Consider the following 21120-nt stretch of genomic DNA (forward strand, 5'->3'; position numbering starts at 1 on the left):
ACGCCTTAAATTCGTCGTTCTGAGGCAGGTCGCTGCGCGCCCTGCGAGAAAAAGCGCCGATGACTGGACACCGGCATCCGCGCCCGGATGGACGCCTGTTCGCTGCTATCGCGTTCGGCCAGCAGCACGGCCTCGCCTTGATCCTGTTGCGCGAGCACTCGCCCCCACGGGTCGATGATCGCGGCATGGCCGAAGGTCTCTCGCGGCCCCGGATGCGTTCCGCCCTGGGCAGCTGCGAGCACATAACACTGAGTCTCGATGGCCCGCGCACGGATCAGCACATCCCAATGCGCCGCGCCGGTCACGGCGGTAAAGGCCGACGGCGCGGTAATCAACTCCGCACCGGCAGCGCGCAATTCGCTGTACAGCTCCGGGAATCGCAGGTCATAACACACCGTCAGGCCGACCCGACCGACGGGTGTGTCGGCGACCACCACGCCACTGCCGTAAGCATAGTCATCGGACTCACGATAACGCCCGCGGTTGTCCGCCACGTCCACATCAAACAGGTGCAGCTTGTCGTAGCGCGCCACCGTTTCGCCCTGATCGTCGACCAGAAGCGAGCAGGCATGCACTTTGGCCGTCGGTTGATCCACCGGCGGCAACGGCAAGGTGCCTGCCACTATCCATAACTTGAGGTCGCGGGCGGTCTGTTTCAACCAGGGCAGGATCGGACCTTCGCCAGACGCCTCGGCGCGACCGATGTCAGCGATGTCACGGCGACCCATGGCGGCAAAATTTTCCGGCAGCACAGCCAGCTTCGCGCCACCGGCCGCCGCTTGCTCGAGCAGCCGACGAGCCTGGGCCAGATTGGCCAGCACATCGCTCTGGCTGACCATTTGAATCACCGCTAAAGACATGGCCTTACCCTTTTCTGAATCAACACATACCCGTAGAAGCGGCTGCAGGCTGCGTTCTTTTGACGTTGAATTTTGCAAGATCAAAAGATCGCAGCCTGCGACAGCTCCTACAGGGGGCTTACGGCCATGCTACTCCATAGGCCTGGAGAGTGGGCTCGGAAAAAAAGCGTTAAAAAGGTTTATCGAAAGTGATTTTCGGCTCTTTCCACGGGCCTTTGACGGTGTACTTCACGCTGGCGAAGCGCGCTACACGGTCACCGATCAGCTTGTCGATCAGGAACAACGCACCGCCAATGGCCGGTGCGCCGACGATCAGCGCGGCAATCGGCAGGTTGTTGGTCACCGGCAAGGTCACCAGCAGCTTCGCATCGACCTGATCGTTCACCAGATCCAGCTTGCCATTGAGTTCCAGATTACTCGACGGGCCGGTCAGCACGATCGGCTCACGAGTGTCATACACCCCGTTGGTCGCGACCAGCAGCCCCTTGACCCGGTCATAACTCAGACCCTTGCCGAACAGGTCGGAGAAGTCCAGACGCAAGCGCCGGCCGATGGAGTTGAAGTTGAGCAGGCCGAATACCCGCAATGCCTGGGCGCCGCCCTCGACTTCAACGAACTGGCCCTTATTGAGCGACGCATCGAGAGTGCCGGAGAAACGCTTGGTGGCCAGCCACGCCGGTGAACCGGGCCAGCGACCGTCAACATCCATGTGGAATTCTTCACTGGTGACACTGGGCGCAAAGCCCCAGCCTTTCAGCACATCCGCAAGGTTCTTGCCGCTCGCCCGGCCCTTGAACCAACTGGTGGATGCGCCAGGCACACCTTCCCAGCCGCCATTGCCCTGCAACAAAATGCCTTTGAGGCCCAGATCCAGTGTATTGAGCGCTATGCCCTTGGCGGTCGGACGCACTTTCAGCGACCAGCCCCCGACCAGATCCTGGCCCTGGAACAGTTGATTGATGGTGACATCCAGCGCCGGGATTTTGGTCGGATCGACAGTGGCCAGTGGATCCGGCGAGTTTTCATCGGACAGGACCGTCGGGTCCGGCGCCGGCAAACGCACGTATTGCAGATTGATCGCAATCGGTGCGGCTTTCGCATCAGGGATAGCGGCAGTGCCCTTGACCTGCTGGCTGTCGAGCTGCAACGCCCACGTCGTCGGTTTGCGGTTCAACTGCACCGACGCCTGATCCAGGGTGGTACCGATGCCGCTGAGCTTGCCGACCTTGAAGTCCGCGCTGCTGAGCAGTTGCTTGGCGCTGCCACCCGGATCCTGGCCGGCATATTTGTCTACCAGGTCTTTCCAGGGGCTGACATCCAGCTCCGACAACACGCCGCGCACCCGCAGGCCTTTGGCGCCGGGCAACACCGCATCGCCGCCACCGAGGAACAATTCGCCGCGACCGTCGGCGAAGTTGCCGGGCGGTGCTGCAAACGTGAAACTCGCCAGATCGCCATATTTGACCCAGTAACGCCGCTCCTGGCCTTGCAGGGTCATGCGGAACATCGTATCGCGCCCCACATCGGCCGTCATGCCGAACGGGGCCGGCAAATCCACCGCCACACCTTGAAGGTTCGAGTTGACCGTCAACTGGCTGTCGAGGCCATCCAGGGTGAGTTGCAACTGATAAGGGATCAGGCCGGACACCGGTAACGGCTGGGTAACGCTCAACCAGTCGGTGAGTTTCTTTACCTCGACCTGACCCGAGGCGGTGACACGGGTCTTGATGTTGCCCGGGCTACCCTCGGCGAAAATCTGCGCAGTGACCGGTTTGTCAAAGGCGCGAGCGCTGATGTTCTGGCCACTTAAACCCTTGGTGCTGTCAAAGCGGAAATCGCCCTTCAGCTGGGTCAGTTCAAGAACGGGCTCGGCCAGTTTCAAGCGCGCCTTGGCGGTCTTGAAATCGACGAGAATATTCGGCTGCTCGCCTTTGGCCAGTGGAATATCCAGTTTCACCTTGCCCTTCAGATCGCCCTCACCCTCCCATCCGGCAAAGGTCGTGGCGGTGCCGATCGGCGCTTCCTGGAGAATTTTCAGGCCATCGCCCAACCCGCCAGCGAAAGCGCCATCGAGTAACAGGTGAGGGTTTTGCCCGGCGGGCGCGTGGGGAATATTGACGTAAATATCGCTGACTTGCGTGTCGAGCAACTGGCCTTTGCTGGCCACAATACGCACGCCACTGTCCTCGATGAACACGTCGCCGCTGACATTGCTGACATGCGGCCAACCCGGCTGGAACGCCAGCTCCGCATCGTGAACCTTGAAGAACAGGCTGATGCTGCGAGCGGTGTCGGCAGCGCCATGATTCAGCGAGCCTTGATACTGGAAGAAGCCCTGGTCCACCGCGCCTTTGAGAATGGCCGTACGCAGCCATTCGTCCAGCGCCGGGCTGAGCACTTGCGGCAGGTACTTGGCGGTGTACTTGCCGTCGCCGTCCACCAGGCCGACCCGCAGGTCCATGTAATCTTCCTGGGTATGGTCGAAATGCAGGCGGATCAGGAAGTCGCCGGCAATCTTGCCCTCCTCGCCCAACACTTTCAGGTACGGGGCGATCAGGGTGAAGCCTTCTTTATCCAGCTTCCAGGTCAGCCGGGCGTTGGCCTGAATGTATTGCCATGGCTTGGCAAAAATCGGGTCGAGGTGCAGGACAAAATCCTTGCTGTCCATTCGCAGTTCGCCGTGACCGAGGTCACCGCTGATGCTGCCGCTGACATTTCGCGCTGCCGGAGCACCGTGATAGGCATCAAAGCCGACCTGGTCGAGGTTGGCGGCGAAGCTGACCTTGCTGTCGTCGGTGGCGCTGGGACGGAAGTCGACCAGCACGTTGCGCAAACCACCGGTCACCTTGAGTCGCTCCACGGCGGTGGCGACACCTTCGGGCAGTGGCCCCAGCGCATTCAGCAACGGCGTGAGCGGCGTGAGGTCGAGGCGATCGGCTTGCAGATGCCAGAGTTCTTCGGCCTTGTCGGTGGCCAGGCTTTGTTTGAGTTGCAGATGCGATTCCCAGCGGGTCTCGCCGAAGTTCATGGACAGCGAGTCCACCGTCACCAGGAAGCCTTCGGCACTGCGCTGGAAATAGCTGTTGAGCGCCAGGTTGTTGATCTGGATCGGCTTGCGCTCGGCGTAGGCGCCCTTGATCTGCGGCGCGTTCAAGCGGATCGCGGCGCTTTGCAGCGCGCCTTGGCTCCAGTTGATCCACAGCTCGCCACCGGCCTTGATCTCGGAAAAATTCCATTGCCGTGTCAGGCGTTCGGGAAGCCATTTCGACCAGTCGCTTTGCGGCAGGCTCACGTAAGCCTGCGCTTCGCCATCCTTCCACTGGCTGGCGCGAATGCGAGTGCGCAGGCTCATGGCCACTGGCTGACCGTCGGGCAGGGTCAGCCGCGCGTCGAGTCGCTGACGGGAGACGCCGGTTTTCAGGTTCAGGCCAACGTAGGTAAAGGTCAGTGGCGGATGGTCCAGCGGTTGCAGGGTCACCTGGCTGTCGAGCACCGACAGTTGCTGGACCATTTGCAGGCGATTGAGCAACTGTTCCGGGTCCAGTGGCTGATCCTGCTGCACCGGCAAGCCTTCCAGCGCCCAATGACCGTCCTCACCTTCCTTGAGGCTGATCTTCAAACCATTGAGTTCAAGGTGGGCGATGCGCACTTCACGCGCCAGCAGACTGCCCCACAGATCCGGCACCGCACGTACCTGATCCAGGCGCAGGGTATTGGCGCCCTCGCCGACCATTACGTCGTGAGCCAGCAGAATCGGCACGAAGCCGCGCCAGTTACCTTCCAGTTCACCGATGTGCAGCGGCATGCCCAGGGCAGCGCCGGCTTTGGCTTCGACGTCGGCCCGATACTCGGCCACCAGCGGCGTCAGCTCGCGGCCGAGACTGACGTAAAGCGCCATCAGCACCAAAGCCAACGCGCACAGGCCCAGACCCCAGCGGGTCAGTGCGGCCAAAATGCGTGTCAGACGCTCCATGTCAGTTGGCTCCCATGGCAAAAATACTGCAAAAAGCTGAGGCCAGCCGTTCTAGTTGGGGTGAAGCACAGCGATTCAGAGCAGCACCACGTCGTATTGTTCCTGGGAATACATGGTTTCCACCTGAAACCGAATGGTGCGTCCGATAAAACCTTCGAGCTCAGCCACGTTGCCCGACTCTTCATCCAGCAGGCGATCGACAACTTTCTGGTTCGCCAATACACGATAGCCTTCCGCCTGATAGGCACGAGCCTCACGGAGAATTTCGCGGAAAATTTCGTAGCAAACGGTTTCCGGCGTCTTGAGCTTGCCGCGACCCTGGCAGCTGCTGCAGGGCTCGCACAACACCTGTTCGAGACTTTCGCGGGTGCGCTTGCGGGTCATCTGCACCAGGCCCAACTCGGTGATGCCGATGATGTTGGTCTTGGCGTGATCGCGCTCCAGTTGTTTCTCTAGCGTGCGTAACACCTGACGTTGGTGCTCTTCGTCTTCCATGTCGATGAAGTCGATGATGATGATCCCGCCCAGGTTGCGCAGGCGCAGCTGGCGAGCGATGGCGGTCGCGGCTTCCAGGTTGGTCTTGAAGATGGTTTCTTCAAGGTTGCGATGGCCGACGAACGCCCCGGTGTTGACGTCGATGGTGCTCATGGCCTCAGCCGGATCCACCACCAGGTAACCGCCGGACTTCAGGGGTACTTTGCGTTCGAGGGCTTTCTGGATTTCGTCTTCGACGCCGTACAGGTCGAAAATCGGCCGCTCACCCGGGTAATGCTCCAGACGATCGGCAATTTCCGGCATCAGTTCGGCGACGAACTGCGTGGTTTTCTGGAAGGTTTCCCGCGAGTCGATGCGGATCTTCTCGATCTTCGGGCTCACCAGATCGCGCAAGGTCCGCAGCGCCAGGCCGAGGTCTTCGTAGATCACACTCGGCGCGCTGATGGTTTTGATCTGCTCGTTGATCTGATCCCAGAGCCTGCGCAGGTAGCGGATGTCCATGAGAATTTCATCGGCGCCCGCGCCTTCAGCGGCGGTACGCAGGATGAAGCCGCCGGCCTCCTTGATGCCTTCTTTGGCCACGCAATCGGTGACCACTTGCTTGAGGCGTTCGCGCTCGGCTTCGTCTTCGATCTTCAGGGAAATGCCGACATGCGCGGTGCGTGGCATGTACACCAGATAACGCGAAGGAATCGACAGCTGCGTGGTCAGGCGTGCGCCTTTGGAACCGATCGGGTCTTTGGTGACTTGCACCACCAGGCTCTGGCCTTCATGAACCAGCGCGCTGATGCTCTCGACCGCAGGGCCCTCGCGCAGGGAAATTTCCGAAGCATGAATGAACGCGGCACGATCCAGGCCGATGTCGACGAAGGCCGCCTGCATCCCCGGCAATACCCGCACGACTTTGCCTTTATAAATGTTGCCGACGATCCCGCGCTTTTGCGTGCGCTCGACGTGGACCTCTTGCAGGACACCGTTTTCAACCACCGCCACGCGCGATTCCATCGGCGTGATGTTGATCAGGATCTCTTCACTCATGGCAGGGTCTCGTTCAGGCATGTTCACGATAATGGCCGCATCTTGTCAGTACGACGCTCAGTGCGCGTTAAGGGTTTGCCAACAGGGTATGCCGAAATGGCCGAGCAGCTCAGCGGTTTCGCACAGCGGCAGTCCGACCACCGCCGAGTAGCTGCCATTGAGCCCGGCGACAAACACCGCGCCCAGTCCTTGAATGCCATAGCCACCGGCCTTGTCCCGAGGTTCGCCGCTGGCCCAGTAGGCCGCCGCTTCATCAGGATCGATGGGGCGAAAACGCACCAGGCTGCGCACAACCCGTGACTCACAGCGCTCACCGTCAAGCACGGCAATGGCGGTCAGCACTTCGTGCTCTCGACCGGCCAGCATCATAAGCATGGCGCACGCATCGGCTTCGTCCACCGGTTTGCCGAGAATTTTCCCGTTGAGCACCACGGCGGTATCGGCGCCCAGCACGCAGAATGCTGCGTCGGACACGACCGCACCACGCCCGGCTTCGGCCTTGCCGCGCGCGAGGCGCTCGACATAGGCCGACGGCGATTCATGATTCAAAGGGGTTTCGTCGATGTCTGCGCTGATGGTGGAGAACGGCAAGCCGATCTGCGTGAGCAGTTCACGGCGACGCGGCGAGCCTGAGGCGAGGAACAGCTGTTTCATCAAGACATCTCCCTTGTCGTGGTATGGGCAAATGCCTGACCGAATCAGTTGATTTTGTAGCGTCGACGCAGACCGCGCAAACCGAAGCTGATCCACGGCCAGAGCAACGCGCTGACCAGTGCCGGCAAGACCAGCGCCAGCGTTGGCTGACGGTTGCCGGTCAGGGCGCTGAGCCACAGCTGAACGAGCTGCGCGAGGCCGAAGATCACCAGGATCACCAGGCTCTGTTGCCACATCGGGAACATCCGCAACCGCTGTTGCAGCGACAGCACCAGGAACGTGATGAGGGTCAGGATCAACGCGTTCTGGCCCAGCAACGTGCCGTAGAGCACATCTTCGGCCAGGCCCAGGCACCACGCGGTAACCATGCCGACTTTCTGCGGCAGGGCCAACGCCCAGAACGCCAGCAGCAAGGCGAGCCACAGCGGACGCAAGATTTCCATGAATTGCGGCAGTGGCGAAACACTGAGCAGCATGCCGATGGCGAATGTCAGCCAGACCATCCAGTCGTTTCGGGAGGCGGTAGCACCGACCATTATTCTCTTCCCCCTTGGGTGGCCGGCGCGGAGACAGGCGGTTTGGCAGCAGGCTTCACGACAGCGGGTTGTGTCGACGGTGGTTTGGCCGCCGGAGTCGTCGCGGGGGGCTTGGCGGCGGCAGGATGTGCGGCGGCGGGTTTGGCCGGGGTAGCGGCAGCAGGTTTGGCCGGGGCAGCCGTCACAGGTGCAGCGGCGGGAACGGCCGGGGCCGCAGCGGCAGCAGGGGCAATCACACCGACAGGTTTCGGCACGGTCGCGGGAATGATTGGCCCGCCGCCCTGTGCATCCAGGTTTTCCTGGGCCTGAGCAGCATCGTTTGCGCGCTCTTCCGGCGTACGAGTGTCACTGAATACCAGCAGCAAGTAACGACTGCGGTTCAAGGCGGCCGTCGGCACGGCGCGGACAATGGCGAACGGCTGCCCGGAATCGTGAATCACTTCCCTGACTGTCGCCACCGGGTAACCCGCCGGGAACCGCTGCCCAAGACCAGAGCTGACCAGCAGATCGCCTTCCTTGATATCCGCCGTGTCGGCAACGTGACGCAATTCCAGGCGTTCAGGGTTGCCGGTACCGCTGGCAATCGCCCGCAGACCGTTACGGTTTACCTGCACCGGAATGCTGTGTGTAATGTCAGTCAGCAGCAGCACACGGGAGGTATACGGCATCAACTCGACCACCTGGCCCATCAGGCCGCGGGCATCGAGCACCGGCTGACCGAGGACCACACCGTCGCGCTCACCTTTATTGATGATGATGCGATGGGTGAAGGGATTGGGGTCCATGCCGATCAACTCGGCCACTTCGACCTTTTCGTTGACCAGCGCGGAGGAATTGAGCAACTCGCGCAGCCGAACGTTCTGCTCGGTGAGGGCTGCAAGCTTTTGCATGCGGCCCTGCAGCAGCAGGTTTTCGGTCTTGAGTTTTTCGTTTTCGGCGACCAGCTCGGTACGGCTGCCAAACTGGCTGGCCACACCTTGCCATAGCCGCTGTGGCAGGTCGGTGATCCAGTAAGACTGCATCAGCACCAGCGACATCTGGCTACGCACTGGCTTGAGCAGTGTGAAGCGGGCATCGACCACCATCAGTGCGACCGATAGCACGACCAGCACCAACAAGCGCACGCCCAGTGAAGGCCCTTTGGTGAAAAGCGGTTTAATAAGCCGCTCCTCCCAGGCAAATGTTTTCTTTATTCATACGGCAGACCGGCCTGGATACAGACTGACAGAAGGTAAACGCAAACAGGCAGCACTGCAAAGTGCCGCCTGCGCGCTCAACAGCATAGATGCATCGGGCGATCACTCGCTCGACAGCAGGTCCATCGTGTGCTTGTCCATCATTTCCAAAGCACGGCCACCGCCGCGAGCAACGCAGGTCAGCGGGTCTTCGGCAACGATCACCGGCAGACCGGTTTCCTGGGCCAGCAACTTGTCGAGGTCACGCAGCAACGCGCCACCACCGGTCAGCACCAGGCCACGCTCGGCGATGTCGGAAGCCAGCTCCGGCGGCGATTGTTCCAGCGCACTTTTCACGGCCTGAACGATGGTAGCCAGCGACTCTTGCAGAGCTTCAAGCACTTCATTGGAGTTCAGGGTGAAGGCACGTGGAACGCCTTCAGCCAGGTTACGGCCACGAACGTCGACTTCGCGAACTTCGCCACCCGGGTAGGCTGTACCGATTTCCTGCTTGATGCGCTCGGCGGTGGATTCGCCGATCAGGCTGCCGTAGTTGCGACGCACGTAGGTGATGATCGCTTCGTCGAAGCGGTCGCCGCCAACCCGTACGGATTCGGCGTAAACCACGCCGTTCAGGGAGATCAGCGCGATTTCAGTGGTACCACCACCGATATCGACCACCATCGAACCGCGTGCTTCTTCAACCGGCAGGCCGGCACCGATCGCAGCAGCCATTGGCTCTTCGATCAGGAACACTTCACGTGCGCCGGCACCAAGGGCCGATTCACGGATGGCTCGACGCTCAACCTGAGTGGATTTGCACGGAACGCAGATCAGCACACGAGGGCTAGGCTGCAGGAAGCTGTTCTCGTGAACCTTGTTGATAAAGTATTGCAGCATCTTTTCGCAGACGCTGAAGTCGGCAATGACGCCGTCCTTCATCGGACGAATGGCCGCGATATTGCCCGGCGTACGGCCGAGCATGCGCTTGGCCTCGGTGCCGACAGCAACGACACTTTTCTGGTTACCGTGTGTCCGAATAGCCACAACCGATGGCTCATTCAGGACGATGCCGCGCTCGCGCACGTAAATAAGGGTGTTGGCAGTGCCCAGGTCAATGGAAAGATCGCTGGAAAACATGCCACGCAGTTTCTTGAACATGGGAAAGGGACCCTAGGCAACGCGTGGGTAAAAAAGTGCGGCAAACTCTAACAACGACAGGGATTTTGGGCAAGGCGCCAATATGTTAAATTGGCCGCTTTTCTGTGCACCAACCCCCACAATCGCGGCCTTATGACCGTAGAAATGCGGTAGTGTTCAGACAATCTAACACACGGACGCCGTCCGTTCTGTTTTCCACTGGAGAATCGCAATGGCGCTTGAACGCTCCGACGTGGAAAAAATCGCTCATCTGGCCTGCCTTGGCCTCGATGAAGCCGATCTTCCACATATTACTTCGGCCCTGAACAGCATTCTGGGTCTGGTCGACGAAATGCAGGCGGTCAATACCGACGGTATCGAACCGCTGGCTCACCCACTGGAAGCCAGTCAGCGCTTGCGTGCAGACGTCGTGACCGAGACCAATCATCGCGAGGCCTATCAGTCCATCGCACCAGCGGTCGAAAACGGCCTGTACCTGGTTCCGAAAGTCATCGACTAAAGGGAAAGAGCCTGCAATGCATCAATTGACTCTGGCCGAGATCGCCCGCGGACTCGCCGATAAAAAGTTTTCTTCCGAAGAGCTGACCAAAACCCTGCTGGCGCGTATCGCCCAGCTCGATCCTCAGCTCAACAGTTTTATCAGCCTCACCGAAGACCTGGCGCTCCAGCAGGCAAAAGCCGCTGACGCACGCCGGGCTAACGGTGAGAACGGCGCCCTGCTTGGTGCGCCGATCGCTCACAAAGACCTGTTCTGCACTCAGGGCATCCGCACCAGTTGCGGTTCGAAGATGCTCGACAACTTCAAAGCTCCGTACGATGCCACCGTGGTTGCCAAACTGGCGGCTGCCGGCGCGGTGACGCTGGGCAAGACCAACATGGACGAATTCGCCATGGGGTCGGCCAACGAGTCGAGCTACTACGGCGCGGTGAAAAACCCGTGGAATCTGGAATACGTTCCAGGTGGTTCGTCCGGCGGTTCCGCTGCGGCGGTCGCGGCGCGCCTGTTGCCGGCAGCTACCGGCACCGATACCGGCGGCTCGATCCGTCAGCCCGCTGCACTGACCAACCTCACCGGCCTGAAACCGACATACGGTCGCGTTTCGCGCTGGGGCATGATCGCTTACGCCTCCAGCCTCGATCAGGGCGGTCCATTGGCCCGCACGGCCGAAGACTGCGCGATCCTGCTGCAAGGCATGGCTGGCTTCGATCCGCAGGACTCCACCAGCATCGATGAACCCGTGCCTGATTACAGCGCCAGCCTCAACGGCTCGCTGCAAGGCCTGCGCATCGGCGTGCCGAAAGAATACTTCAGCGCCGGCCTGGACCCGCGCATCGCCGACCTGGTCATGGCCAGTGTCGAAGAGCTGAAAAAACTCGGCGCCGTGATCAAGGAAATCAGCCTGCCGAACATGCAGCACGCGATCCCTGCGTACTACGTGATCGCTCCGGCGGAGGCCTCTTCCAACCTGTCGCGTTTCGACGGCGTGCGTTTCGGCCATCGCTGCGAAGACCCGAAAAACCTGGAAGACCTGTACAAGCGTTCCCGTGGCGAAGGTTTCGGCGTGGAAGTGCAGCGCCGGATCATGGTCGGCGCCTACGCGCTGTCCGCCGGTTACTACGACGCCTACTACCTGAAGGCCCAGAAGATTCGTCGCCTGATCAAGAACGACTTCATGGCCGCCTTCAATGAGGTCGACATCATTCTCGGCCCAACCACGCCGAACCCGGCCTGGAAGCTCGGCGCCAAGAGCAGCGACCCGGTCGCTGCGTACCTGGAAGACGTCTACACCATCACCGCCAACCTCGCGGGTCTGCCGGGCCTGTCCATGCCTGCAGGTTTTGTCGACGGTCTGCCGGTCGGCGTGCAACTGCTCGCCCCGTATTTCCAGGAAGGCCGCTTGCTCAACGTTGCGCACCAGTATCAGCTGAACACTGACTGGCACACCCGCACCCCAACCGGCTTCTGAGGAGAAACACATGCAATGGGAAGTCGTGATCGGGCTGGAGATTCATACCCAGCTCACCACCCGGTCGAAAATCTTTTCCGGTAGTTCCACCACCTTCGGTTCCGAGCCGAACACCCAGGCCAGCCTGGTTGACCTCGGCATGCCCGGCGTACTGCCGGTGCTGAACCAGGAAGCGGTGCGCATGGCGGTGATGTTCGGTCTCGCCATCGATGCCGAGATCGGCCAGCACAACGTGTTCGCCCGTAAAAACTATTTCTACCCGGACCTGCCGAAGGGCTACCAGATCAGCCAGATGGAATTGCCGATCGTCGGCAAGGGCCACCTGGACATCGCCCTGGAAGATGGCACGGTCAAACGCGTCGGCATCACCCGCGCGCACCTGGAAGAAGACGCCGGTAAAAGCCTGCACGAAGAGTTCAGCGGTGCCACCGGCATCGACCTGAACCGCGCCGGCACGCCGCTGCTGGAAATCGTCTCCGAACCGGACATGCGTAGCGCCAAGGAAGCCGTGGCTTACGTCAAGGCGATCCACGCGCTGGTGCGCTACCTGGGCATCTGCGACGGCAACATGGCCGAAGGTTCGCTGCGTTGCGACTGCAACGTGTCGATCCGTCCTAAAGGCCAGGTCGAATTCGGCACGCGTTGCGAGATCAAGAACGTCAACTCCTTCCGCTTCATCGAGAAGGCGATCAACAGCGAAGTGCAGCGTCAGATCGAGCTGATCGAAGACGGCGGCAAGGTGATCCAGCAGACTCGCCTGTACGACCCGAACAAGGACGAAACCCGTCCGATGCGCAGTAAAGAGGAAGCCAACGACTACCGTTACTTCCCCGATCCGGACCTGCTGCCGGTGGTTATCGAGGACTCGTTCCTCAATGACGTGCGCGCAACATTGCCGGAACTGCCACCGCAGAAACGCGAGCGTTTCCAGGAGCAGTTCGGTCTGTCGGTCTACGACGCCAGCGTCCTGGCCACCAGCCGCGAGCAAGCCGACTACTTCGAAAAAGTCGTGAGCATCAGTGGCGACGCCAAACTGGCGGCCAACTGGGTCATGGTGGAACTGGGCAGCCTGCTCAACAAGCAAGGCCTGGACATCGAGCAGTCGCCGGTTTCGGCCGAGCAACTGGGCGGCATGCTGCTGCGCATCAAGGACAACACCATCTCCGGCAAAATCGCCAAAGTGGTGTTTGAAGCCATGGCCAACGGCGAAGGCAGCGCGGACGAGATCATCGACAAGCGCGGTCTGAAGCAAGTAACCGACACCGGCGCGATCTCGGCGGTGCTGGACGAAATGCTCGCGGCCAACGCCGAGCAGGTCGAGCAATACCGCGCGGCAGACGAAGCCAAACGCGGCAAGATGTTCGGCTTCTTCGTCGGCCAGGCCATGAAAGCCTCCAAAGGCAAGGCCAACCCGCAACAAGTCAACGAACTGCTGAAAAGCAAGCTCGAAGGCTGATGAGAATGGAGCCAGCACTCAAATCTGGCTCAAATCCCTGTGGGAGCGGGCTTGCTCGCGAAAGCGGTCTGACAGTCGACAAAAGTGTTGAATGTGCAGCCGTTTTCGCGAGCAAACCCGCTCCCACATTTGTATGTGGAAACCATTGAATGAAACGTCTACTTGGTGCCGCCCTGCTCTCGCTGCTCGCCGGTTGCGCCAGCACCGATGTCGTCGATCCACACGGCTACGACCAGACAGGCATGGCGTCCTACTATGGCGCCAAACACCAGGGTAAACGCACCGCCAGTGGTGAACGTTTCGACAAGAATTCCCTGACCGCCGCCCACCGCCAACTACCCTTTGGTACGCGGGTGAAGGTCACCAATCTGAAAAACGACAAATCCTGCGTGGTCCGCATCAATGATCGCGGGCCGCACATTCGCGGGCGCCTGATCGACTTGTCTCATGAGGCCGCCGAGCAACTGGGCATGATCAAAAGCGGCACCGCACGGGTTCGCGTGCAAGCCCTCGACTGACTGACGGAGCCCCGACCATTTTCGGACTTGCCGACATCCCACTGATCAGCATGATTGAACTGCTCAGCGGCCTGGTTCTGCTGATCGCCGGCGCCGAGCTGATGGTGCGCGCCGCCGTGCGCCTGGCCGCGCGACTGCATGTACGGCCGCTGATCATCGGCCTGACCATCGTCGCCCTGGGCAGCAGCGCGCCGCAGATGGCGGTCAGCCTGCAAGCCACCCTGGCGCAGAACGCCGACATCGCCGTCGGCAGCGTGATTGGCAGCAGCATCTTCAACATCCTCGTAACCCTTGGGCTCTCGGCGCTGATCATCCCGCTGCGGGTTTCGCGGCAACTGGTGCGCCTGGACATTCCGTTGATGATCGGCGCCAGTCTGCTGGTGTTCGTTCTGGCCTGGAATAAAGAACTCACCCGCATCGATGGCGTGATGCTGCTGACGGCGCTGGCACTGTATCTGGGCTTGTTGCTGCGACAGTCGCGGCACTCGGTCCGTCCGCAATCGACAACGCATGACACCCCGCAAGTGCCGTGGTTCAGCAGCCTGCTGATGATCGTCGCCGGTCTCGCGATGCTGGTGTACGCCGGGCATTTGCTGTTGGGCGCCGCGGTATCGGTCGCCAAAGACCTGGGGCTGTCGGAAAGGATCATCGGCCTGACCATCGTCGCCGTCAGCACGTCCCTGCCGGAGCTCGCCACTTCGTTGATCGCGGCCTTGCGTGGTCAGCGCGACATCGCCGTAGGCAACGTGATCGGCAGCAACCTGTTCAACCTTCTGGGCGTGCTGGGCGTTACCGCACTGATCGCGCCGTCACCGTTGTCGGTCTCGCCCAACGCGCTGGATTTCGACTTGCCAGTGATGCTCGGCGTCGCGGCGCTGTGCTTGCCGATGTTCTATTCCGGTTATCGGGTGACCCGCGCCGAAGGTCTGCTGTTTCTGGGTTTGTACCTGGCGTACGGTCTGCACGTGGTGTCGTTCACCACCGGCATGCCGCTGGCGGGCAAGCTTGAACACCTGATGCTGATTTTCGTCCTGCCGGCGCTGGTGGCGTTTCTGTTGTTCACGTCGCTGCGCGCCTGGCGTCGCCAACACCACAAGAGGGAATTGCCATGACCGACCCAAAAAAGCCCGGCGTTGAAGTCCGCCGCCAAGTGATGGGCGACGCCTTCGTCGACCGCGCGCTGGGCAATGCCACCGAGTTCACTCAGCCGTTGCAGGATTTCGTCAATGAACACGCCTGGGGCAGCGTGTGGAATCGCGAAGGCCTGCCGCTGAAAACCCGCAGCCTGATTACCCTCGCCGCACTGACCGCGTTGAAGTGCCCGCAGGAATTGAAAGGCCACGTGCGCGGTGCACTGAACAACGGCTGCACCGTGGAAGAGATTCGCGAGGCGTTGCTGCATTGTGCGGTGTATGCAGGCGTGCCGGCGGCGATCGACGCGTTTCGGGCGGCGCAGGAAGTGATTGATACCTACCAGAAGCCCGAGTAATCAGCCCGAATTGTGCTGACAGTTCGGCCGTCTTCGCGAGCAAGCCCGCTCCCACATTTGATCGCCAGTGGACACAACATTTGTTTACAGCTCGGACCAGTGTGGGAGCGGGCTTGCTCGCGAAGGGGCCCGACAAAACACCGCAAACCCCAAGTTAAATCCACCCACCCCACTGCAACAAAAAGATCCCGATGTTGGTGGTCACCGCCGCCATCAGCGTGGTGATCACAATGATCGCCGCCGCCAACTCATGATTGCCATTGGCCGCCCGGGCCATGACAAAACTGGCCGCCGCGGTCGGGCTCCCGAAGTACAGGAACAGGATCCCCAACTCCGCGCCGCGAAAACCCCATAACCACGCGCCCAGCGTTGCCAGCACCGGCAGGCCGATCATCTTCACCAGGCTTGAACTCAATGCCAACTTGCCGCTCTTGCGCATGGCCGCCAGCGACAGCGTGCCGCCAATGCAGATCAACGCCAACGGCAACGTGGTTTGCGCCAGGTACTGACCGGACGTCTCCAGCCAGCCCGGCAAACCGATCTTGAAATACGCAAACGGCGCCGCCGCAAACACGCTGATGATCAGCGGATTGATCATCACGCTTTTGCAGATGCTCCAAGGGTCGGACTTGATCACCGGGCTGTAGACCGCCAGCACAATGGTCGAGAGGGTGTTGTAGAACAGGATCACCAGCGCCGCGAGAATCGCCCCGAGGGAAATCCCGTAATCGCCGTACATGCTCGCCGCCAGTGCGAGACCGATGACGCCATTGTTGCCGCGAAAGGCGCCCTGGGTGTAAATCCCGCGGTCTTCACGCGGACACTTCCAGATCGCCCAGCCCCAGGCGATGGCGAAACACACCAGCGTCGCAATCGAGAAATAGATCAGCAGCGCCGGTTGCAGCGCGGCGTGCAGGTCGGCATGCAGGATGCCCAGAAACAGCAACGCCGGCATGGTGACGTTGAACACCAGGGCCGACGCGGTGTGAATGAAGTTGTCGTTGATCCAGTCGATGCGCTTGAGCAGCACACCCAGAAACAGCATGGCAAACACCGGCGCGGTGATGTTCAGGGTTTCCAGAAAGATTGCCAGCATGCCGGGTGAACCTTGGGTGGGCCTCGTTAGGGGGCTAATGATAAGCCACCAAGTCCTCTGGCGTCTGTTAGACCGCTATCGCGAGCAAGCCCGCTCCCACATTTGATCGCATTCTTTCTGGCAGTACGCGGTCGAATGTAGGAGCGGGCTTGCTCGCGATGCAGGCGACTCGGTCTTAGGTAATCGGCGCCGGGTTGAACAAGGTGATGTCGTTATGCAGCTTATGCTGCTCGGCCCACGTCTGCTTCTTGCCGCTGGCCACGTCCAGGTAGTAGTGAAACAGCTCCCACCCAAGATCCTCGATAGAAGCCCGCCCGGTCGCAATCCGCCCGGCGTCGATGTCGATCAGGTCTGGCCAGCGCTGCGCCAATTCAGTCCGGGTCGACACCTTCACCACCGGCGCCATCGCCAAGCCATATGGCGTACCGCGCCCGGTGGTGAACACATGCAGGTTCATCCCCGCCGCCAGTTGCAACGTCCCGCAGACAAAATCACTGGCCGGGGTCGCACAGAAAATCAGGCCTTTGCGCTTGAAGCGTTCGCCAGGGCCAAGCACCCCGTTGATTGCGCTGCTGCCGGATTTGACGATCGAGCCCAACGACTTCTCGACAATATTCGACAGCCCGCCCTTCTTGTTGCCCGGCGTGGTGTTGGCACTGCGGTCCGCTTCGCCCTTGGCCAGGTAACGGTCGTACCAGTCCATTTCCCGCACCAGTTCCTGAGCGACTTCCTCGGTTTCGGCACGGGAGGTCAGCAGGTAAATCGCGTCACGCACTTCGGTGACTTCGGAAAACATCACCGTCGCGCCTGCGCGCAGCAACAGGTCCGAGGCAAAACCCAGCGCCGGGTTGGCGGTAATCCCGGAGAACGCATCGCTGCCGCCGCACTGCATGCCGAGGATCAGCTCGGACGCCGGCACGGTTTCCCGGCGACGCTGATCGAGCTTCTTCAAACGGGTCTCGGCCAGCGCCATGATCTGCTCGATCATCTCGGTGAAACCGTGACTCGAATCCTGCAAGCGATACAGCCACGGATCGCTCAGATCCACCGAGCTGTCGTTCTCATGCATCACCTGCCCGGCCTGCAATTTCTCGCAACCCAGGCTGATGACCAAGGCTTCACCCCCCAGGTTCGGGTTGCGGGCCAGGTTGCGCACGGTGCGGATCGGGATGTACGCATCAGTCGCGGTAATCGCCACACCACAACCGTAACTGTGGGTCAGCGCCACCACGTCATCGACGTTCGGATACTTGGGCAGCAATTCGTCCTTGATGCGTTTGACCGCATGATCGAGCACCCCGGTGACGCACTGAACCGTGGTGGTAATCCCCAGAATGTTGCGCGTGCCGACAGTACCGTCGGCGTTGCGATACCCCTCGAACGTGAAACCTTCGAGCGGTGCCTGCGCGGCCGGCACTTCGGTGGACAGCGGCAAGCTGTCCAGCGGCGGCGCGGTAGGCATGCGCAGTTGATCTTCCTTGACCCAACTGCCACGCGGAATCGGCTGCAACGCGTAGCCGATGGTCTGACCATAACGAATCACCTGGCCGCCCACCGGAATGTCTTCCAGGGTGACTTTATGGCTCTGTGGCACGAAGTCCACAGTCACCAGGCCATCGGGAAATTCGGTGCCGGCGGGCACGCCCTGGTCATTGACCACAATCACTACGTTGTCCCGCTCGTGCAGGCGGATGTAGCGCGGCGAGTCGGAGTGTTCAATCAACTGCATGACGCCGCTCCTCAGGAATGCGCTTGAGACAATTTGTTGTTGGTTTCAGGGCCGCTGACTGGCGGCTCTTTGAGCACCACACGCTTGATCGGGCCGACAATCACCAGGTAGCTGAACACTGCAACCAGTGCGTTGCAACCGACAAACACCAGCGCCCATTTGAACGAGCCGGTGGAGCTGATGATGTAACCGATGACGATCGGGGTGGTGATCGAAGCGATGTTGCCGAAGGTGTTGAACAAGCCACCGCTGAGACCGGCGATCTGTTTTGGCGAGGTGTCGGACACCACGGCCCAACCCAGCGCGCCCACGCCTTTGCCGAAGAATGCCAGGGCCATGAAGCCGACAACCACCCATTCAACATCGACATAGTTGCAGGCCACGATGCTGCTGGAAACCAACAGGCCGGCGATGATCGGTGCCTTGCGGGCGAAGGTCAGGGAGTGGCCCTTGCGCAACAGGTAATCGGAAATCACCCCGCCGAGCACACCACCGATGAAGCCGCAGATCGCCGGCAGCGAGGCGATGAAACCGGCCTTGAGGATGGTCATCCCGCGCTCTTGCACCAGGTACACCGGGAACCAGGTCAGGAAGAAGTAGGTAATGCCGTTGATGCAGTACTGGCCCAGATACACGCCGAGCATCATGCGGTTGGTCAGCAACTGGCGAATGTAGTCCCACTTCGGACCGTCAGCCTTGGTGCCTTTGCCTTTGTCCTGGTCCATGTCGACCATGCCACCGTTGTCGGCGATGTGCTTGAACTCGGCATCGTTGATCATCGGGTGCTGGCGCGGGCTGTAGATCACCTTCAGCCAGATACCCGAGAAGATAATGCCGATCACGCCCATGACGATAAACACGTGCTGCCAGCCGAAGCTGTAGACGATCCAGCCCATCAGCGGCGCGAACAGCACGGTGGCAAAGTATTGCGCCGAGTTGAAGATCGCCGATGCAGTGCCGCGTTCAGCGGTCGGGAACCAGGCCGCCACGATGCGTGCGTTGCCGGGGAAGGATGGCGCTTCGGCCAGGCCCACCAGAAAGCGCAGCATGAACAGCGCAACCACCGCCGTGGACATGCCGAACTCGCCGACATAACCCTGCAGCACGGTGAACAATGACCAGGTGAAAATGCTCAGCGCGTAGATTTTTTTCGAACCGAAACGGTCCAGCAGCCAACCACCGGGAATTTGCCCGGCCACGTAGGCCCAACCGAATGCAGAGAAGATGTAGCCGAGGGTGACCGCGTCGATGCCGAGGTCTTTTTGCAGGCTGGAGCCGGCGATTGCGATGGTAGCCCGGTCGGCGTAGTTGATCGTGGTCACCAGAAACAGCATGAGCAGGATCAAATAGCGGACGTGAGTCGGCTTTTGCGTCGATTGCATGTAGATGTACTCCCACTGATTATTTTTATGCGGGTAATAACGATGTTGTTTGCAGGAGCCGGCTTGCTGGCGATGCAGGCACCTCGGTGTGTCATTTACACCGTGGTGATGCGATCGCCAGCCAGCCGGCTCCTGCAGGTGGATCAGGAACCGACGTAGGCAGTTTTTACGACCGTGTAGAACTCTTGCGCATAGCGACCCTGCTCGCGGGAACCATAGGATGAGCCTTTACGCCCACCGAATGGAACGTGGTAATCCACGCCCGCGGTCGGCAGGTTGACCATCACCATCCCGGCCTGAGAGTGGCGCTTGAAGTGGTTGGCGTACTTCAGCGACGTGGTGGCGATGCCCGCCGACAGACCGAATTCGGTGTCGTTGGCCATGGCCAGTGCCGCTTCGTAATCCGCAACGCGAACCACGTTGGCCACCGGGCCAAAGATCTCTTCACGGCTGATGCGCATCGCCGCTTCGCTGTCGGCAAACAGCGTCGGTGCGAGGTAGTAGCCTTCAGTATCGCAAGTCACCAGACCACCGCCGCTGACCAGTCGCGCACCTTCGGACTGGCCGATGTCGATGTACTTCATGTCCTGTTCAAGCTGGGCCTGGGAAACCACAGGACCGATGTCGGTGCCGGCTTTCAGCGCGTGGCCGACCTTGATCGACTTCATGCGCTCGGCCACGGCCTCGACGAACTTGTCGTGGATGCCGGCGGTGACGATGAAACGGCTGGATGCCGTGCAACGCTGACCGGTGGAGTAGAACGCGCTCTGCACCGACAGCTCGACCGCTTGTTTCAGGTCGGCGTCGTCGAGAATGATCTGCGGGTTCTTGCCACCCATTTCCAGCTGAACCTTGGCCTGGCGCGACACGCAGCTGACGGCGATCTGACGACCGACACCGACGGAGCCGGTGAAACTGATGCCATCGACTTTCGGGCTCTGCACCAACGCATCGCCCACCACGCGACCACTGCCCATCACCAGGTTGAACACGCCGGCCGGGAAGCCTGCGCGGGAGATGATTTCAGCCAGTGCCCACGCGCAACCCGGAACCAGATCAGCCGGTTTCAGCACGACGCAGTTGCCATAGGCCAGGGCCGGGGCGATTTTCCATGCCGGGATCGCGATCGGGAAGTTCCACGGGGTGATCAGGCCAACGACGCCCAATGCTTCACGAGTGACTTCAACGTTGACGCCCGGACGTACCGACGGCAGGTAGTCGCCGGACAATCGGAGTGTTTCACCGGCGAAAAACTTGAAGATGTTACCGGCGCGGGTCACTTCGCCGATGGCTTCAGGCAAGGTTTTGCCTTCTTCACGGGCGAGCAAGGTGCCGAGTTCTTCGCGGCGAGCGAGGATTTCGGTACCGACTTTATCCAGCGAGTCGTGACGCGCCTGAATGCCGGATGTGGACCAGGCCGGGAACGCGGCGCGAGCAGCGTCGATGGCGGCGTGGACCTGGGCCAGATCGGCCTTGGCGTAGTTGCCGATGGTATCGGTCAGTTCGGACGGGTTGATGTTGGCGCAGTAATCGCTGCCGGCAACCCATTCACCGTTGATGTAGTTATCAAAGCGTTTTGCATCTGCCACTG

At 60.7% G+C, this 21120-nt stretch carries 17 protein-coding genes; 6 read left to right on the plus strand and 11 right to left on the minus strand.

Going from position 1 to position 21120, the window contains the following annotated elements:
- Nucleotides 1–5 precede the first annotated feature (5 nt).
- From FBY04_RS06445 to mreB, 7 genes are all read right to left on the minus strand, one after another.
- Nucleotides 6–860 carry a carbon-nitrogen hydrolase family protein gene (locus tag FBY04_RS06445; protein WP_084318101.1) on the minus strand — a complete coding sequence of 285 codons (855 nt, stop codon included), beginning with the start codon at nucleotides 858–860 and terminating at the stop codon, nucleotides 6–8.
- 169 nt (nucleotides 861–1029) lie between these two features.
- Nucleotides 1030–4833 (minus strand): YhdP family protein, encoded by a 3804-nt coding sequence (locus tag FBY04_RS06450; protein WP_145314809.1) that lies wholly within the window; start codon nucleotides 4831–4833, stop codon nucleotides 1030–1032.
- Nucleotides 4834–4908: 75 nt separating this feature from the next.
- Complete coding sequence (gene rng / locus FBY04_RS06455) at nucleotides 4909–6366, minus strand: ribonuclease G (protein ID WP_008008603.1); 1458 nt, start codon at nucleotides 6364–6366, stop codon at nucleotides 4909–4911.
- Nucleotides 6367–6423: 57 nt separating this feature from the next.
- Nucleotides 6424–7020 (minus strand): nucleoside triphosphate pyrophosphatase, encoded by a 597-nt coding sequence (locus FBY04_RS06460; RefSeq protein WP_145314810.1) that lies wholly within the window; start codon nucleotides 7018–7020, stop codon nucleotides 6424–6426.
- 44 nt (nucleotides 7021–7064) lie between these two features.
- Nucleotides 7065–7556, minus strand: coding sequence for a rod shape-determining protein MreD (gene mreD, locus FBY04_RS06465; RefSeq protein ID WP_084318098.1), 492 nt, complete (start codon nucleotides 7554–7556; stop codon nucleotides 7065–7067).
- On the minus strand, nucleotides 7556–8716 hold the full coding sequence (gene mreC / locus FBY04_RS06470; RefSeq protein ID WP_145314811.1) for a rod shape-determining protein MreC: 1161 nt from the start codon (nucleotides 8714–8716) through the stop codon (nucleotides 7556–7558). The genes mreD and mreC overlap by 1 nt, the downstream gene beginning before the upstream one ends.
- Nucleotides 8717–8854: 138 nt before the next feature.
- The gene (gene mreB, locus FBY04_RS06475) at nucleotides 8855–9892 is read right to left on the minus strand and encodes a rod shape-determining protein MreB (RefSeq protein WP_002555108.1); all 1038 of its coding nucleotides are present in this window, start codon (nucleotides 9890–9892) and stop codon (nucleotides 8855–8857) included.
- Nucleotides 9893–10103: 211 nt separating this feature from the next.
- Between mreB and gatC the strand changes: the two genes are divergently transcribed.
- The 6 genes from gatC to FBY04_RS06510 all read left to right on the plus strand — a co-directional run bounded on the left by gatC (nucleotide 10104) and on the right by FBY04_RS06510 (nucleotide 15322).
- Nucleotides 10104–10391, plus strand: coding sequence for an Asp-tRNA(Asn)/Glu-tRNA(Gln) amidotransferase subunit GatC (gatC, locus tag FBY04_RS06480; protein ID WP_084318096.1), 288 nt, complete (start codon nucleotides 10104–10106; stop codon nucleotides 10389–10391).
- A 16-nt stretch (nucleotides 10392–10407) separates the two neighbouring features.
- The gene (gatA, locus tag FBY04_RS06485; RefSeq protein ID WP_084318095.1) at nucleotides 10408–11859 is read left to right on the plus strand and encodes an Asp-tRNA(Asn)/Glu-tRNA(Gln) amidotransferase subunit GatA; all 1452 of its coding nucleotides are present in this window, start codon (nucleotides 10408–10410) and stop codon (nucleotides 11857–11859) included.
- A 10-nt stretch (nucleotides 11860–11869) separates the two neighbouring features.
- On the plus strand, nucleotides 11870–13315 hold the full coding sequence (gene gatB / locus FBY04_RS06490; protein WP_084318094.1) for an Asp-tRNA(Asn)/Glu-tRNA(Gln) amidotransferase subunit GatB: 1446 nt from the start codon (nucleotides 11870–11872) through the stop codon (nucleotides 13313–13315).
- Between the two features lie 149 nt (nucleotides 13316–13464).
- Nucleotides 13465–13833, plus strand: a complete 369-nt coding sequence (locus tag FBY04_RS06500) for a septal ring lytic transglycosylase RlpA family protein (protein WP_145314812.1) — start codon at nucleotides 13465–13467, stop codon at nucleotides 13831–13833.
- A gap of 50 nt (nucleotides 13834–13883) precedes the next feature.
- Nucleotides 13884–14945 (plus strand): calcium/sodium antiporter, encoded by a 1062-nt coding sequence (locus FBY04_RS06505; RefSeq protein ID WP_145314813.1) that lies wholly within the window; start codon nucleotides 13884–13886, stop codon nucleotides 14943–14945.
- Entirely contained in the window at nucleotides 14942–15322 is a 381-nt protein-coding gene (locus FBY04_RS06510; protein ID WP_084318091.1) for a carboxymuconolactone decarboxylase family protein, read from the plus strand. Before FBY04_RS06505 ends, FBY04_RS06510 begins: the two co-directional genes overlap by 4 nt.
- A gap of 154 nt (nucleotides 15323–15476) precedes the next feature.
- Here FBY04_RS06510 and FBY04_RS06515 read toward each other — a convergent pair whose 3' ends face one another.
- From FBY04_RS06515 to FBY04_RS06530, 4 genes are all read right to left on the minus strand, one after another.
- Nucleotides 15477–16418 carry an AEC family transporter gene (locus tag FBY04_RS06515; protein ID WP_084318090.1) on the minus strand — a complete coding sequence of 314 codons (942 nt, stop codon included), beginning with the start codon at nucleotides 16416–16418 and terminating at the stop codon, nucleotides 15477–15479.
- 175 nt (nucleotides 16419–16593) lie between these two features.
- Entirely contained in the window at nucleotides 16594–18147 is a 1554-nt protein-coding gene (gene garD, locus FBY04_RS06520; protein WP_145314814.1) for a galactarate dehydratase, read from the minus strand.
- An 11-nt stretch (nucleotides 18148–18158) separates the two neighbouring features.
- The gene (locus FBY04_RS06525) at nucleotides 18159–19529 is read right to left on the minus strand and encodes an MFS transporter (protein ID WP_145314815.1); all 1371 of its coding nucleotides are present in this window, start codon (nucleotides 19527–19529) and stop codon (nucleotides 18159–18161) included.
- 143 nt (nucleotides 19530–19672) lie between these two features.
- Entirely contained in the window at nucleotides 19673–21118 is a 1446-nt protein-coding gene (locus tag FBY04_RS06530) for an aldehyde dehydrogenase family protein (protein WP_084318087.1), read from the minus strand.
- Nucleotides 21119–21120: the final 2 nt, after the last annotated feature.

This window comes from Pseudomonas sp. SJZ080 (genome assembly GCF_007828295.1).
Lineage (GTDB): Bacteria > Pseudomonadota > Gammaproteobacteria > Pseudomonadales > Pseudomonadaceae > Aquipseudomonas > Aquipseudomonas migulae_A.